Consider the following 14,048-nt stretch of genomic DNA (forward strand, 5'->3'; position numbering starts at 1 on the left):
CGGGGCGACCCTCCGCCTTGCGATCGCACGCACCAGACGCCGCCGGGCCCGCCCTACGGGCGGACGACGCTACTTTCGAAACACGCCCTAGGGCGGGTCCGGCTGATCAAGTCGCAGGAAGGCGACGGCGCCTCGGCGGCGTCGGTGTGCGTGCCAGACCTCGCGTCTGCGGCATGATCGGCCGGACAGGTCCTGGGCGCTTTGCCGGGGCGCCGCGCGGTGCGGTGCGGGCCGCCGGTCGGCTGCGGCTTCGTCGTGGCCGGTCGCTCCCCCACTCTCGGCTTCCCCCGAGCGGGGGACCCCCATCGCGGCGGAGCCGCATATCGGTACAGCCCCGCGCCCCTCGCGGGGCCCCGGGGCGTCGTCAGGGAACCGCCCTGCTCAGGCAGGGTCGGGAGGTCGAGCGGGAATCCTGTCCCGGTGCGGTGGACGGGGGCGGCGCCGGGCCCCGCCGGGTGCCCGCTGCTCGTTTCGCCGCGGATGCCGCATCCTTGAGATGTGGAGTCTCTCGGGGACGAGTCGGTCGAGCGGAAGGGGAGGGCGCAGGGGATGAGTTCCGGCGCACCTGCTCATAACGCTTCGGTGCACAACGACGAGCACGGTGCCGCGGACGGATCGGCCGCGGTGCACCATGGACCGATGCGCGACGACGAGGCGGTCACTGCCGTGGGGACGATCGGTCCGCTCGTCCATCGCGCCGTCGACGGCGACGAGCAGGCCACCCACGACCTGCTCGCCCACGTCCACCCGCTGGCGCTGCGCTACTGCCGCACCCGGCTCTCCCGGCTGCCCGGCGACGCACGTCACTTCGTGGAGGATCTCGCCCAGGAGGTCTGCGTCGCGGTCCTGCTCGCCCTGCCCCGCTACCGGGACACCGGCAGGCCCTTCGAGGCCTTCGTCTTCGCGATCGCCTCGCACAAGGTCGCCGACCTCCAGCGGGCCGCCATGCGCCACCCCGGCTCCACGGCGGTCCCCTCCGACGAGATGCCGGAGCGCCCCGACGACTCCCTCGGCCCGGAGGAGCGCGCCCTGCTCAGCAGCGACGCCGAGTGGGCCAAGAAACTCCTGGCCAACCTGCCCGAGAACCAGCGCGAGCTGCTGCTGCTGCGGATCGCGGTGGGCCTCACCGCCGAGGAGACCGGTCAGATGTTGGGAATGTCACCCGGCGCGGTCCGGGTGGCCCAGCACCGTGCGCTGAGCCGGCTGCGGGCGCTCGCCGAGCAGTAATCGCCCCTTCGGTGAACAGGCCCGCTGTCGTTTCCGTACGAACATACGAAGCCCGGAGCGGCGTCCAACCGTGGAATTCGGGAGGTGCACTTCCCGTTAGCATGGACATCCGCACCGATCAAGGCCATTTGGGGAAGGTGTCATGACTGCCAACGTCGACGGAGTGCCCGCCAAATTCGCGACCCTCGGGCTGACCTACGACGACGTGCTGCTGCTGCCGGGAGCGTCCGAGGTGCTCCCCAACGCGGTCGACACCTCGTCCCGAATCTCCCGCAACGTCCGGGTCAACATCCCGCTGCTGTCCGCGGCGATGGACAAGGTGACCGAGTCCCGCATGGCGATCGCGATGGCCCGTCTCGGCGGCGTCGGCGTGCTGCACCGCAACCTGTCCGTCGAGGACCAGGTCAACCAGGTCGACCTGGTCAAGCGGTCCGAGTCCGGCATGGTCACCGACCCGATCACCGTGCACCCGGAGGCGACGCTCGCCGAGGCGGACGCCCTGTGCGCCAAGTTCCGCATCAGCGGTGTCCCCGTCACCGACCCGGCCGGCAAGCTGCTCGGCATCGTGACCAACCGCGACATGGCCTTCGAGAGCGACCGCACCCGTCAGGTCCGCGAGGTCATGACGCCGATGCCGCTGGTCACCGGCAAGGTCGGCACCACCGGTGTCGAGGCCATGGAGCTGCTGCGCAAGCACAAGATCGAGAAGCTTCCGCTGGTCGACGACGAGGGCCTGCTCAAGGGCCTGATCACGGTCAAGGACTTCGTCAAGGCCGAGAAGTACCCGAACGCCGCGAAGGACTCCGAGGGTCGGCTGATCGTCGGTGCCGCCGTCGGCGCCAGCCCCGAGGCGCTGGAGCGCGCCCAGGCCCTGGCCGAGGCCGGTGTGGACTTCCTGGTCGTCGACACCTCGCACGGCCACAACAGCAACGCCCTCAGCTGGATGGCGAAGATCAAGTCGAGTGTGAACGTCGACGTGATCGGCGGCAACGTCGCCACCCGTGACGGCGCGCAGGCCCTCATCGACGCCGGTGTGGACGGCATCAAGGTGGGCATCGGCCCCGGTTCGATCTGCACCACGCGCGTGGTGGCCGGTATCGGCGTCCCGCAGGTCACCGCGATCTACGAGGCCTCCCTCGCGGCCCGTCCCGCCGGGGTCCCGCTGATCGGCGACGGCGGTCTGCAGTACTCCGGCGACATCGGCAAGGCACTGGCCGCCGGCGCCGACACGGTGATGCTGGGCAGCCTCCTCGCGGGCTGCGAGGAGTCCCCCGGCGAGCTGCTGTTCATCAACGGCAAGCAGTTCAAGTCGTACCGCGGCATGGGCTCGCTCGGCGCCATGCAGTCGCGCGGCCAGGGCCGGTCGTACTCGAAGGACCGCTACTTCCAGGCCGAGGTCGCCTCCGACGACAAGCTCGTGCCCGAGGGCATCGAGGGCCAGGTGCCCTACCGCGGCCCGCTCGCCGCGGTCCTGCACCAGCTCGTCGGCGGTCTGCGCCAGACCATGGGCTACGTCGGCGCCGCCACCATCGGCGAGATGGAGACGAAGGGCCGCTTCGTCCGGATCACGTCGGCGGGTCTGAAGGAGTCGCACCCGCACGACATCCAGATGACGGTCGAGGCCCCGAACTACAGCCGCAACAAATAGTCGGCGGCTCCGCACAGCTGAGCACAGGGCGGTCCCGGGCAACCGGGGCCGCCTTTGTCGTGCCCGTCGGCGATACTGGAAGACGCTGAAACGCATCAGGGAAAGGCCACAGACGTGACTGAGATCGAGATCGGGCGCGGCAAGCGCGGCCGCCGGGCGTACGCCTTCGACGACATCGCCGTCGTCCCCAGCCGCCGTACGCGGGACCCGAAGGAGGTCTCGATCGCCTGGCAGATCGACGCCTACCGCTTCGAGCTGCCCTTCCTGGCCGCCCCCATGGACTCGGTCGTCTCCCCGGCCACCGCGATCCGCATCGGCGAGCTCGGCGGCCTCGGCGTCCTCAACCTCGAAGGCCTGTGGACCCGGTACGAGGACCCGCAGCCGCTGCTCGACGAGATCGCCGGCCTCGACGCGGACACGGCGACCCGTCGCCTCCAGGAGATCTACTCCGCCCCCATCAAGGAGGAGCTGATCGGCGCGCGCATCAAGGAGGTGCGCGACTCCGGCGTGGTCACGGCCGCCGCGCTCTCCCCGCAGCGCACGGCCCAGTTCTCCAAGGCCGTCGTCGACGCGGGCGTGGACATCTTCGTCATCCGCGGTACGACGGTCTCGGCGGAGCACGTCTCCGGCGCGCACGAGCCGCTGAACCTGAAGCAGTTCATCTACGAACTCGACGTCCCGGTGATCGTCGGCGGCTGCGCCACCTACACGGCGGCCCTGCACCTGATGCGCACCGGCGCGGCGGGCGTCCTCGTCGGCTTCGGCGGCGGCGCGGCGCACACCACGCGCAACGTCCTGGGCATCCAGGTCCCGATGGCGACCGCGGTGGCCGATGTCGCGGCCGCCCGCCGCGACTACATGGACGAGTCCGGCGGCCGGTACGTGCACGTCATCGCGGACGGCGGGGTCGGCTGGTCCGGCGACCTGCCCAAGGCGATCGCCTGCGGCGCCGACTCGGTGATGATGGGCTCCCCGCTGGCCCGCGCGACCGACGCGCCGGGCAAGGGCCACCACTGGGGCATGGAGGCCGTCAACGACGAGCTGCCGCGCGGCAAGAAGGTCGCCCTCGGCACGGTCGGCACCATCGAGGAGGTCCTCATGGGCCCCTCGCACACCCCCGACGGCTCGATGAACTTCTTCGGCGCCCTGCGCCGCGCGATGGCCACGACGGGCTACAGCGAGCTGAAGGAGTTCCAGCGCGTCGAGGTGACGGTGGCGGACTCCGTGCACCGGCGGTAGGTCCGTAGAGCGTCGCGAGGGGCCGGTCATCCGCATGGGTGACCGGCCCCTTTCGCATGCCCGGGCGGGCGCGAGGGCGTGTGGGGTGGGGAGGGGGCGCGCGGTTGCGTTCGGGGTGGATTTGGGCTGGTCAGGGGGGTCGCAGGCGATAACGTCTTCTCCGGCGCCCTGCTCTCTGGGGCGCCCCCTTCCAAGGAGTACGTATCGGACCCGGTGCCCGGGGCCCGGCCCGGAACTCCAGTAGACCGTCCACCGGGATATTGGGCGGCGTCATGGAAGGGGGCGCGCCCATGGGCCGTCACCGCAAACCCACTCGCTGGGATCGCATCCGGCTGCGGCTGGTGAAGTTCCGGAGGAGGTGGATTTTGCGGATCCACGGTTGGTGAGCGGCCACCCCTATAGAGAGTAGGGGTGGACACTTCGTTCACCAATCAGGAGCCTGCCGCAGTTCCCGCTGCGGTGGGCTCCACCCTTTTCGGATGGTGAGCGGCCGCCCCCACGGAGACTAGGGGCGGATACTCCGTAGCCCCCACGGTACTGGCGCCGGGCTCCCCATGCCACCACCTCCGGGGTCCACCGCACCCCACGCGCCCCCCTTCACAACCGATGCGCCGCCCCCGTGGGCGTGGCCCCCCGGGTGTCCAGCAGGAGCTGGGCCTTCACCGAGAGGCCCTGGAGGTCGTACGTGCGGTGGTGCTGGAGGAGGATCGTGAGGTCGGCGTCGGCGGCGGACTCGTACAGGGAGTCGGCGCGGGGGACCGGGCGGTCGAGGACGCTCCAGGTGGGGACGTGGGGGTCGTGGTAGCTGACGGCGGCGCCGAGTTCCATCAGGCGCAGGGCGATCTCGTGGGCGGGGGTGCCGGTCCGGTCGGCGAGGTCGGGCTTGTAGGTGACGCCGAGGAGGAGGACGCGGGCGCCCCGGGCCGACTTCCCGTGCTCGTTGAGCAGGGCGGCGGCGCGCTGGACGACGTAACGCGGCATACGGCTGTTGACCTGCTGGGCGAGTTCGACCATGCGCAGGGGGCCGCCGGGGAGGCCCGCGCGGTCCAGGGGGACGGAGTGGCCGCCGACGCCGGGGCCGGGGCGGAAGGCCTGGAAGCCGAAGGGTTTGGTCTCGGCGCAGCGGACGACGTCCCACAGGTCGACGCCGAGGTCGTGGCAGAGGACGGCCATCTCGTTGACGAGGGCCATGTTGACGTGCCGGAAGTTGGTCTCCAGGAGGTGGACCGTCTCGGCTTCCCGCAGGCCACGCGCGCGTACCACCTTGTCGGTGAGGCGGCCGTAGAAGGCGGCGGCGGACTCGGTGCAGGCGGGGGTCAGGCCGCCGATGACCTTCGGGGTGTTCGCGGGGGTGAAGGCGCGGTTGCCGGGGTCGACCCGGTTGGGGGAGTAGGCGAGGTGGAAGTCGCGGCCCGCGCGCAGGCCGGACGTCTCTTCGAGGAGCGGGCGCAGGAAGTCCTCCGTGGTCCCGGGGTGGACCGGCGACTCCAGGATGACGGTGGTGTGCGGGCGCAACTGGGCGCCGAGGGTGCGGGCGGCGGCCTCCACCTGGCCGAGGTTGAGGCCGCCGTCCGCGTCGCGCGGGGTGGGCGCGCAGATGACGGCCGTACGCACCCGGCTCAGCCCGGCGGGGTCGGTGGCCGGCCGGAAGCCCCCCGAGAGCATCCGGCGCAGCTCGGCGGGGCTGAGGGAGCCCGCCTCGGGTCCGGTCCGGTAGCCGAGCGTGGGGACGCCGGCGGCCACCGCGGCCTGGGCCAGGGGCAGGCCGAGTGGGCCGAGTCCGATGACGGCGAGATCTGCGGGCATGGCGTGGGCCGTCCTTCCCAGTAACCGAAGCGGGACAGGTGCGCAAGCCCTGTGGACAGGATGGGCGAGCGCAATGTCAGACTAGGAGTAAATATGACCGTTATGCGGGATTGATCGACTGTGTTCCGTGAGAGTTGTCCACAGGCTGGGGGTGCGTGGTGGCTGAAGTCGGGCAAGGCGGTCAGAATTTTGGGCAGGGGGACACCGAGCGGGCCTCGCCCTGAAGGTGCGGCCCGCGCGACGGACAGCGGGAGGCAGCGGTGAGGACAGCGACACTGGGGCCGGCGCAGCGAGCCGAGTCACTGGCGGGCATGGCCGAGCGCGAGCTGGACGTGCTGGTCGTGGGAGCCGGAGTGGTCGGCGCGGGTACCGCCCTCGACGCCGTCACCCGCGGTCTGTCCACGGGACTGGTCGAGGCCCGTGACTGGGCGTCGGGCACGTCGAGCAGGTCCAGCAAGCTGATCCACGGCGGTCTGCGCTATCTGGAGATGCTCGACTTCGCCCTCGTCCGCGAGGCGCTGAAGGAACGCGGTCTGCTGCTGGAGCGGCTCGCACCGCACCTGGTCAAGCCCGTCCCCTTCCTGTACCCGCTCCAGCACAAGGGCTGGGAGCGGTGGTACGCCGGCTCGGGCGTCGCGCTCTACGACGCGATGTCCATGGCCCGCGGTCACGGCCGGGGTCTGCCTCTGCACCGTCACCTGACCCGCCGTCACGCCCTGCGCGTCGCCCCCGCCCTGCGCAAGGAGTCGCTGGTCGGCGCGTTGCAGTACTACGACGCCCAGGTGGACGACGCCCGCCTCGTCGCCACCCTCGTGCGCACGGCGGTGTCCTACGGCGCGAAGGCCGCCAACCGGGCGCGGGTGACGGCCTTCGTGCGCGAGGGCGAACGGGTCGTCGGGGCACGGGTGAAGGACGTGGAGGGCGGCGGCGAGTACGAGATCCGCGCCCGGCAGATCGTCAACGCCACCGGGGTGTGGACCGACGACACCCAGGGGATGGTCGGCGAGCGCGGCCAGTTCCACGTCCGTGCCTCCAAGGGCATCCACCTCGTGGTGCCCAGGGACCGCATCAGCTCCACCACCGGCCTGATCCTGCGCACCGAGAAGTCCGTGCTGTTCGTCATCCCCTGGGGCCGGCACTGGATCGTCGGCACCACCGACACCGACTGGGACCTCGACAAGGCCCACCCGGCCGCCTCCAGCGCGGACATCGACTATCTGCTGGAGCGGGTGAACTCCGTCCTCAGAGTGCCGCTCACCCGTGACGACGTCGAGGGCGTCTATGCGGGCCTCAGGCCGCTGCTGGCCGGCGAGTCGGACGCCACCAGCAAGTTGTCGCGCGAACACACCGTCGCACACCCGGCGCCCGGACTGGTCGTCGTGGCCGGCGGCAAGTACACAACCTACCGGGTGATGGCCAAGGACGCCGTCGACGAGGCCGTGCACGGGCTGGACATGCGGGTCGCCGACTGCGTCACCGAGGACGTGCCGCTGCTGGGCGCCGAGGGCTACCGGGCACTGTGGAACGCGCGGGCGCGCATCGCCGCGCGCAGCGGGCTGCACGTGGTGCGCGTGGAGCATCTGCTCAACCGCTACGGGGCGATGACGGAGGAGATCCTCGACCTCGTCGCCTCCGACCCCTCGCTGGGCGAGCCGCTCCAGGCCGCCGACGACTATCTGCGCGCCGAGATCGTGTACGCCGCCTCGCACGAGGGGGCGCGGCACCTGGACGACGTACTGACCCGGCGCACCCGGATCTCCATCGAGACCTTCGACCGCGGCACGCGCAGCGCCCGGGAGGCGGCCGAGCTGATGGCGCCCGTGCTGGGCTGGGACAAGGACCAGATCGAGCGCGAGGTCGAACACTACGAGAAGCGGGTGGAGGCGGAGCGCGAGTCCCAGCTCCAGCCCGACGACCTGACGGCGGACGCGGCACGGCTCGGGGCACCGGACATCGTGCCGCTCTGACCGGCGAACTCCGGTGTGAACTCCGACGCGAACTGCCACGCGAACTCCGGTGAGAACAAGGCCTGTTCCCGGCAGGGGCGGGCCTTGTGCCGGGGCGTCACCAGGGCGCTGGCCTGAGTGCGCCGCACCTTCTGGCCGGAATGCTCCCCTCCTGGTAGGGGCGTAGGGGCACCCTGGGCGTCGGGCACTTGTCGGGTGAGGGACAATGGAGGCTCTGTCAGGGCGGGTTGCATGAGGGGACGCATGTCGGAGGCGGAGCGGGCGGGAGCATCCCGTCAGGACAAGAGCGCACGTCTCCTCGCCGGGCGGTACCGGCTGGGAGGCGTACTCGGCCGCGGCGGCATGGGGACGGTGTGGCGCGCAGAGGACGAGACCCTCGGCCGGACGGTCGCCGTCAAGGAGCTGCGGTTCCCGGGGAACATCGACGAGGACGAGAAGCGCCGGCTGATCACCCGGACCCTGCGCGAGGCCAAGGCCATCGCCAGGATTCGCAACAACAGCGCGGTGACGGTCTTCGACGTGGTCGAGGAGGACGACCGGCCCTGGATCGTGATGGAACTCGTCGAGGGCAAGTCGCTCGCCGAGGTCATCCGTGAGGACGGCGTACTGGAACCGAGGCGCGCCGCCGAGGTCGGGCTCGCGATTCTCGACGTGCTGCGCTCGGCGCACCGCGAGGGCATCCTGCACCGCGACGTGAAGCCGTCCAACGTGCTGATCGCCGAGGACGGCCGGGTCGTGCTCACCGACTTCGGCATCGCCCAGGTCGAGGGCGACCCGTCCATCACCTCCACCGGCATGCTTGTCGGCGCCCCCTCCTACATCTCCCCGGAGCGCGCCCGCGGCCACAAGCCCGGTCCGGCCGCCGACCTGTGGTCGCTCGGCGGTCTGCTCTACGCCTCGGTCGAGGGTTCGCCGCCGTACGACAAGGGCTCCGCGATCGCCACGCTCACCGCGGTGATGACCGAGCCCCTGGAGGAGCCGAAGAACGCCGGTCCGCTGAAGGACGTCATCTACGGGCTGCTCACCAAGGACCCCGAGCGGCGGCTCGACGACGCCGGCGCGCGGGCGATGCTCGACGACGTGATCCACGCGCCCGACCCCAGGGAGGCCGAGCCGGCCGACGCCACCAGGCTGGTGCCGATCCCGGTGCAGCCGGACAGCCCCGAGAACAAGGGGAGTTCGGCCGGGGAGGCGGGCGAGAAGCTGCGCGGCGCGCTGCGGTCCGTACGCAAGAAGGCCGCCGTCGCCGCGGGGGCGGCGTCCACGGCGGCCGCGTCCCGCGTCAGGTCCGGCAGCGGTACGGCGGCTTCCGGCACCAAGGCTTCCGGCGCCAAGGCTTCGGGCGCCGAGGCGGTTTCCGGTGCCCAGGCGGCTTCCGGTTCCGCGGCCGCCACCACGGTGTCCCCTTCCGTGGGCACGGGCGAGGCCCGGCGCACCGGCGCGGCGACCACGTCCGCGCCCACCACGTCGGCGTCCGCCACGCCGGCGTCCGCCACCAGGGCGACCACGGCTGCGGCCGCCTCGTCCGCCGCGGCCGGCTCCGCGCCCACCACCGTGACGCCCACCGGTTCCGACGGGAGCGGTGGCAAGAACAGCGCGACGGGCGGCCGGAGTTCCGGCTGGCCCGTGATGACCCCGCCGGACCTGCCGCCGCGGCCCGTCCCCAGGGCGCCGCTGACCGACGTGGTGCCGAAGCGCACGCTGGTGATCATCGCCGTGGTCGTGGCCCTCGCGGTGCTGGGCACCGTACTGGCCCTCACGCTCGGCGGCGGTGACGGCGACGACGCGAGCGGCTCCGGCAACGGCGGCGGTGGCAAGGCCGTGGCGAGCGGCAGCGCGAGCGCGAGCGCCGAGACCAAGGAGGACGAGGCCGGCGGGACCCGTACGGACGAGTCCACCGCGCAGTCCACCGGCTCGGCCGACTCCGCCGACTCCGCCACGACGCAGGGCAACACCGCGGCGACGGGCGGCAGCGGCTCCGACGTCTCCACCACCGACAGCAGCACGGCGGCGAACACGTACAAGGGGAGCCAGGGATACTCGATCGGGCTGCCCACCGGGTGGAAGTTCCAGACGTCGAGCTCCGCGGGCGACCGCTTCACCGGCCCCGACGGGCAGCGGCTGCTGATCGCCTGGACGACCACGCCCAAGGACGACCCGGTCGCCGACTGGAAGAACCAGGAGCGCTATATGACGCGCTCGCAGTACAAGAAGATCCGCATAGAGGCGGTGAACTACCGCGGCTGGAACACGGCCGACTGGGAGTTCACCTACGTGGAGAGCGGCACCAAGTACCGCGTCACAGACCGCGGTTTCGTCGTGAGCAACAGCCAGGGGTACGCGCTGATGTACACGGCGAAGGCCGCCAAGTGGTCCACCGAACTGCGCAAGAGCACCTGGCAGACGTTCACGGACACCTTCACGCCCAAGAAGTAGCGTCCGGGATGTGGCATCCCCTCTCTGAGAGTTGCCTCCGGCACGTATCGTGAGGGGCTGCGGACCGTACGCATCCGGCACCATGGCCTGATACGGCCGCAACGGGTCGTGAAACGAACGGAATTGACCGACCGGGGCGGCCGGGGGAGGCAACGTGGACGACTATGCGGGACGGGTACTCGCCGACCGCTACCGCCTGCCGTTGCCGCCCTCCGACGAGTACGAACTCACCGAGACCCGGGCCTTCGACACCTACAGCGGACAGGAAGTCCTGGTCCGCCAGGTGCCGTTGCCCGAGGTCGTCGAGGCGGAGGTGCTCGACGCCGAAGGGCTCCCCGCGGGTTTCACGGCGCGTGACCGCAGGGGCGGCGCCGGGCGGATCCCCGGCGCGCGCGGGGGCGCGAGCACCCGGCGGCCCGCCGATCCCGTCGTACGGCGGGCGGTGGAGGCCGCGCAGGCCGCCGCGAGCATCCCCGACCACCCCCGGCTCGACCAGGTCTTCGACGTGTTCGCCGACGGCGGTTCGCTGTGGATAGTGAGTGAGCTGGTGGCCGCGCGGCCGCTCGCCGCGCTCCTCGCCGAGCAGCCGCTGACGCCGTACCGGGCGGCCGAGGTCGCCTCCGACGTGCTCACGGCCCTGCGGGTGCTGCACGCGCACGGCTGGGTGCACCGCAACATCACCGCGCGCACCGTCCTCGTCTGCGACGACGGACGGGTCATGCTGACCGGCCTCGCGGTCGGGGCGGCGGAAGAGGCGCTGTGCGGCTACGACCCGGTACCGGCGGAGGAACCGGGCGGGACGGGAGCGGCGGTCCAGGTGTCCGCCACGGCTTTGGGTCCTGCGGGTTCCGGCGCGCTGGGCCATGGCGCCGACGGCTCCGCCGGAGGGGGCGTCGGCGGTGGCTTCGGTGGGGCCGTGGGCGCTTCCGCCGGAGGGCCGGTCGGCGGGTCCGTAGGTGCTTCCGTCGGTGCTTCCGGCGGAGGGCCGGTGGGTGGGTCCGTCGGTGAGGATCCCGAGGCCGCACGGCGTGCCGCGATAGAGGCGCGGGCGGCCGGTGGGCTGCCGGGGCCGGCCGGTGAGCCGGTGACCGGCGCCGAGACGTCGGCGTCGGGTGAGGTCGCCCGCCGGGCGCCCGTGGAGACCGGCGGGGACATCCGTGCCGCGCGCGCCGGGGCGATCGCCGCCTACCGGGCGGGCGCCCGCGCCGCGGCCCGCGTCCAGGAGGCCCAGCAGAACGGCCGCGCGGCCCTGCCGGGTGCCCGCACCCCCGCCGAGAACGACGGCCCCGTGACGGCCTCCCCATACGGCGCACCCGCCACCGGCCCGAACGGCACGCTTCCTGGCGGGCCTGGTGGTCCCGGCCATCCCGGTGACTTTGGCGGTCTTGGCGGCTCCGGCGGTCCCGGCCGCCCTGGTGCTCCCGGTGACCCTGGCGGTCCCGGTGGCTCTGGCGGTCCCGGCGGTTCCGGCCATCCCGGCGGCCCCGGGGGGCCCGGCGGTTCTGGCGTCTTTGACGGCCCTGGTGGTCCCGGCCGTCCTGGTGGCCCTGGAGCGCCTGGTGGTCTTGGTGGTCCCGGCCATCCCGGTGACCCTGGCGGTCTCGGTGGTTCTGGCGGTCCCGGTGGTTCTGGCGGTCCCGGCGGTTCCGGCCATCCCGGCGGCCCCGGGGGGCCCGGCGGTTCTGGCGTCCTTGGTGGTCCTGGTGGTCCCGGCCGTCTTGGTGACCCTGGCGGGCCTGGTGGTCTTGGTGGTCCCGGCCATCCCGGGGGGCCCGGCGGCTCTGGTGGTCCCGGCCGCCCTGGTGCTCCCGGTGACCCTGGCGGTCTCGGCGGTTCTGGCCATCCCGGCGGCCCCGGCGGCTCTGGCGTTCTTGGCGGTCCTGGTGTTCCCGGGGGTCCCGACGGCCCTGGTGGTCCTGGTCAGCGTGGCGGTGCCCCGGGTGCGCCCGGGGCTGCTGCGGGCGTGCCCGGCGGTGGCGGCGGTGCTCCCAGAGTTCTCGGCGGCACCAGCGGCGCCCCTTCCCAACCACCCGGACAGATCGCCGACCCCTACGGCGTGCGAGGCGCCCCCGCACCGAACGCCGTACCGGGCCCCGCGCCCGCCCCCGGCGGACATACGGCCGTCCCCGCCGCCGGCGGGTATCCGGGCGTCCCCGGCCGCGCGGGGCAATCGCCGGTCCCCACCGCCGGAGGCCACCCGGCTGTCCCCGTCCCGGTGCAGCCCGGTGGGGTGGGGGGCGACGGCCGGGCCGGGGCGCGTTGGGACGATCTCGTGGCCGCCGGGGTGCCCGGTGGCGCCGTTCGACGTGGCCCCGCCACCGCGCTCGCCGCCGAGCGGGCCCGGCAGGCGCGGATGGCGGTCGTCGGGCCCGTCACCGAGCGCTGGGCGCCCGAGCAGGCCGGGCCGGTGCACGAGAACTGGCAGCTGGCCGCGCCGATCGGTCCCGCGACCGACCTGTGGGCGCTGGGCGCGCTGCTCTTCAGGGCCGTACAGGGACACGCGCCCTACCCGGAGGAGTCGACGGCGGAGCTGGTGCAGATGGTGTGCGCCGAGCCGCCCGCCTTCGCCGAGGAGTGCGGTCCGCTCAGGCCGGTCGTGGAGTCGTTGCTGCGCCAGGACCCCACCGAGCGCCTCGACTTCGAGGAACTGCGCGGCTGGCTGCGCTCGCTGGTGCGGTCCGCGCCCGAGCCGGAGGCGGGCACGTACGTCGTCGCCGCGCCGCCCACCGACCCGCGCCGGCTGCCGATCGTGCGCCGCAAGGGCGAGTTGGTGCGCCGACGGCGCGCCGGGCTGCCCGCGACGCACGGCCGCCACAAGCGGGCCCGGCAGGACACGGGCCGTTCCCCGCGCAGCCTGGGCCGCACCCTGCTGGTGCTGATCCTGCTGTTGCTGGCCGGCGCCGTCGCATACGCGGTCCTGTTCATGCCCAAGGCCGACGAGGAGGGCGGGGCCGGCACCGCCGGCACCCAGAACACCGGGGCCACCGCCTCCTCCTCCGCGAGCGCACCCGCCGGCCAGGCCCCCGACGTGAGCAGTGAGCCCCGTCCCGACCAGACCTCGCCGGGCAGCGGCACGAGCGCGGAGGCCACCGAGCCCCAGACCGGCTCCGGCGCGGAGGTCGCCGACGGCTTCACCCTGCGCAAGGACGCCGCCGGTTTCCAGATCGCCGTGGCCGACGGCTGGAACCACACCGGCAAGAACGGGCGCGGCCAGGTCGTCTACTCCCACGGCGACTTCGAGCTGATCGTCGTACCGGGAAGGGACAGCGCCTCCGCCAACGGCAGCGACCCGATGGTCTACCAGCGGGAGAAGGAGAGCGAACTCCAGCCCTACCGCGACTCCAGTTGGGCCACCGCCTCCGGGCTGCGCACGACCACCGTGGGCACGCGCACCATGGCCGAAGGGCAGTTCACCTGGTCCGACGGCGGGCGCGAGCTGTACGTCCGCAACCTCGCGATCCTCATCGACGGCCGCTATCACGTCGTACAGGTGCGCGGGCCAGAGGCCGAACGGGACGAGGTCACGCGGCTGTACGAACAGGCGTCGGCCACTTACCAGTTCACCGGCTGAGCATCCCCCGTCCACCGGCTGAGCGAGCGCTCGGTCCCCTCCGGTTCCCGGACGGCCCGAAAAGCGACAACCGTCACAGTGCCGTCTCCTGGGCACCCCGCTGGTTCCGTGAAGGCATCCCGGTCTTTACGCTGACCCTGTCAAGACCATTGCG

7 protein-coding genes are annotated in these 14,048 nt (G+C 72.7%); 6 read left to right on the forward strand and 1 reads right to left on the reverse strand.

All coding sequences use genetic code 11. The features are described 5' to 3' along the window. Positions 1-639 precede the first annotated feature (639 nt). The 3 genes from ACLZN2_RS35535 (at position 640) to ACLZN2_RS35545 (ending at position 4,114) form a co-directional block, all read left to right on the forward strand. Positions 640-1,227: a sigma-70 family RNA polymerase sigma factor gene (locus ACLZN2_RS35535; RefSeq protein ID WP_359287472.1), complete on the forward strand. Its 588-nt coding sequence runs from the start codon at positions 640-642 to the stop codon at positions 1,225-1,227. A 142-nt stretch (positions 1,228-1,369) separates the two neighbouring features. Then, positions 1,370-2,875, forward strand: a complete 1,506-nt coding sequence (gene guaB / locus ACLZN2_RS35540; protein ID WP_416983609.1) for an IMP dehydrogenase — start codon at positions 1,370-1,372, stop codon at positions 2,873-2,875. 114 nt (positions 2,876-2,989) lie between these two features. Then, entirely contained in the window at positions 2,990-4,114 is a 1,125-nt protein-coding gene (locus tag ACLZN2_RS35545) for a GuaB3 family IMP dehydrogenase-related protein (RefSeq protein WP_416983610.1), read from the forward strand. Between the two features lie 597 nt (positions 4,115-4,711). On the opposite strand, the gene ACLZN2_RS35550 is transcribed toward ACLZN2_RS35545, so the two are convergent. Continuing rightward, the gene (locus ACLZN2_RS35550) at positions 4,712-5,920 is read right to left on the reverse strand and encodes a nucleotide sugar dehydrogenase (RefSeq protein WP_416983611.1); all 1,209 of its coding nucleotides are present in this window, start codon (positions 5,918-5,920) and stop codon (positions 4,712-4,714) included. 260 nt (positions 5,921-6,180) lie between these two features. On the opposite strand from ACLZN2_RS35550, the gene ACLZN2_RS35555 reads away from it, so the two are divergent. The 3 genes from ACLZN2_RS35555 (at position 6,181) to ACLZN2_RS35565 (ending at position 13,894) form a co-directional block, all read left to right on the forward strand. After that, complete coding sequence (locus ACLZN2_RS35555) at positions 6,181-7,887, forward strand: glycerol-3-phosphate dehydrogenase/oxidase (RefSeq protein ID WP_416983612.1); 1,707 nt, start codon at positions 6,181-6,183, stop codon at positions 7,885-7,887. 243 nt (positions 7,888-8,130) lie between these two features. Next, positions 8,131-10,323, forward strand: a complete 2,193-nt coding sequence (locus tag ACLZN2_RS35560; RefSeq protein WP_416983614.1) for a serine/threonine-protein kinase — start codon at positions 8,131-8,133, stop codon at positions 10,321-10,323. A gap of 154 nt (positions 10,324-10,477) precedes the next feature. Then, positions 10,478-13,894 carry a protein kinase gene (locus ACLZN2_RS35565; RefSeq protein ID WP_416983616.1) on the forward strand — a complete coding sequence of 1,139 codons (3,417 nt, stop codon included), beginning with the start codon at positions 10,478-10,480 and terminating at the stop codon, positions 13,892-13,894. The last annotated feature ends 154 nt before the right edge of the window (positions 13,895-14,048 follow it).

This window comes from Streptomyces sp. T028 (assembly GCF_048159505.1).
Classification (GTDB): Bacteria; Actinomycetota; Actinomycetes; order Streptomycetales; family Streptomycetaceae; genus Streptomyces.

Bases quoted from the DNA above. Each gene is read 5' to 3' on its own strand.
- ACLZN2_RS35535 (WP_359287472.1), top strand. From the start codon at position 640: ATGCGCGACGACGAGGCGGTCACTGCCGTGGGGACGATCGGTCCGCTC.
- ACLZN2_RS35550 (WP_416983611.1), bottom strand. From the start codon at position 5,920: ATGCCCGCAGATCTCGCCGTCATCGGACTCGGCCCACTCGGCCTGCCC.
- ACLZN2_RS35560 (WP_416983614.1), top strand. From the start codon at position 8,131: ATGTCGGAGGCGGAGCGGGCGGGAGCATCCCGTCAGGACAAGAGCGCA.
- guaB (WP_416983609.1), top strand. From the start codon at position 1,370: ATGACTGCCAACGTCGACGGAGTGCCCGCCAAATTCGCGACCCTCGGG.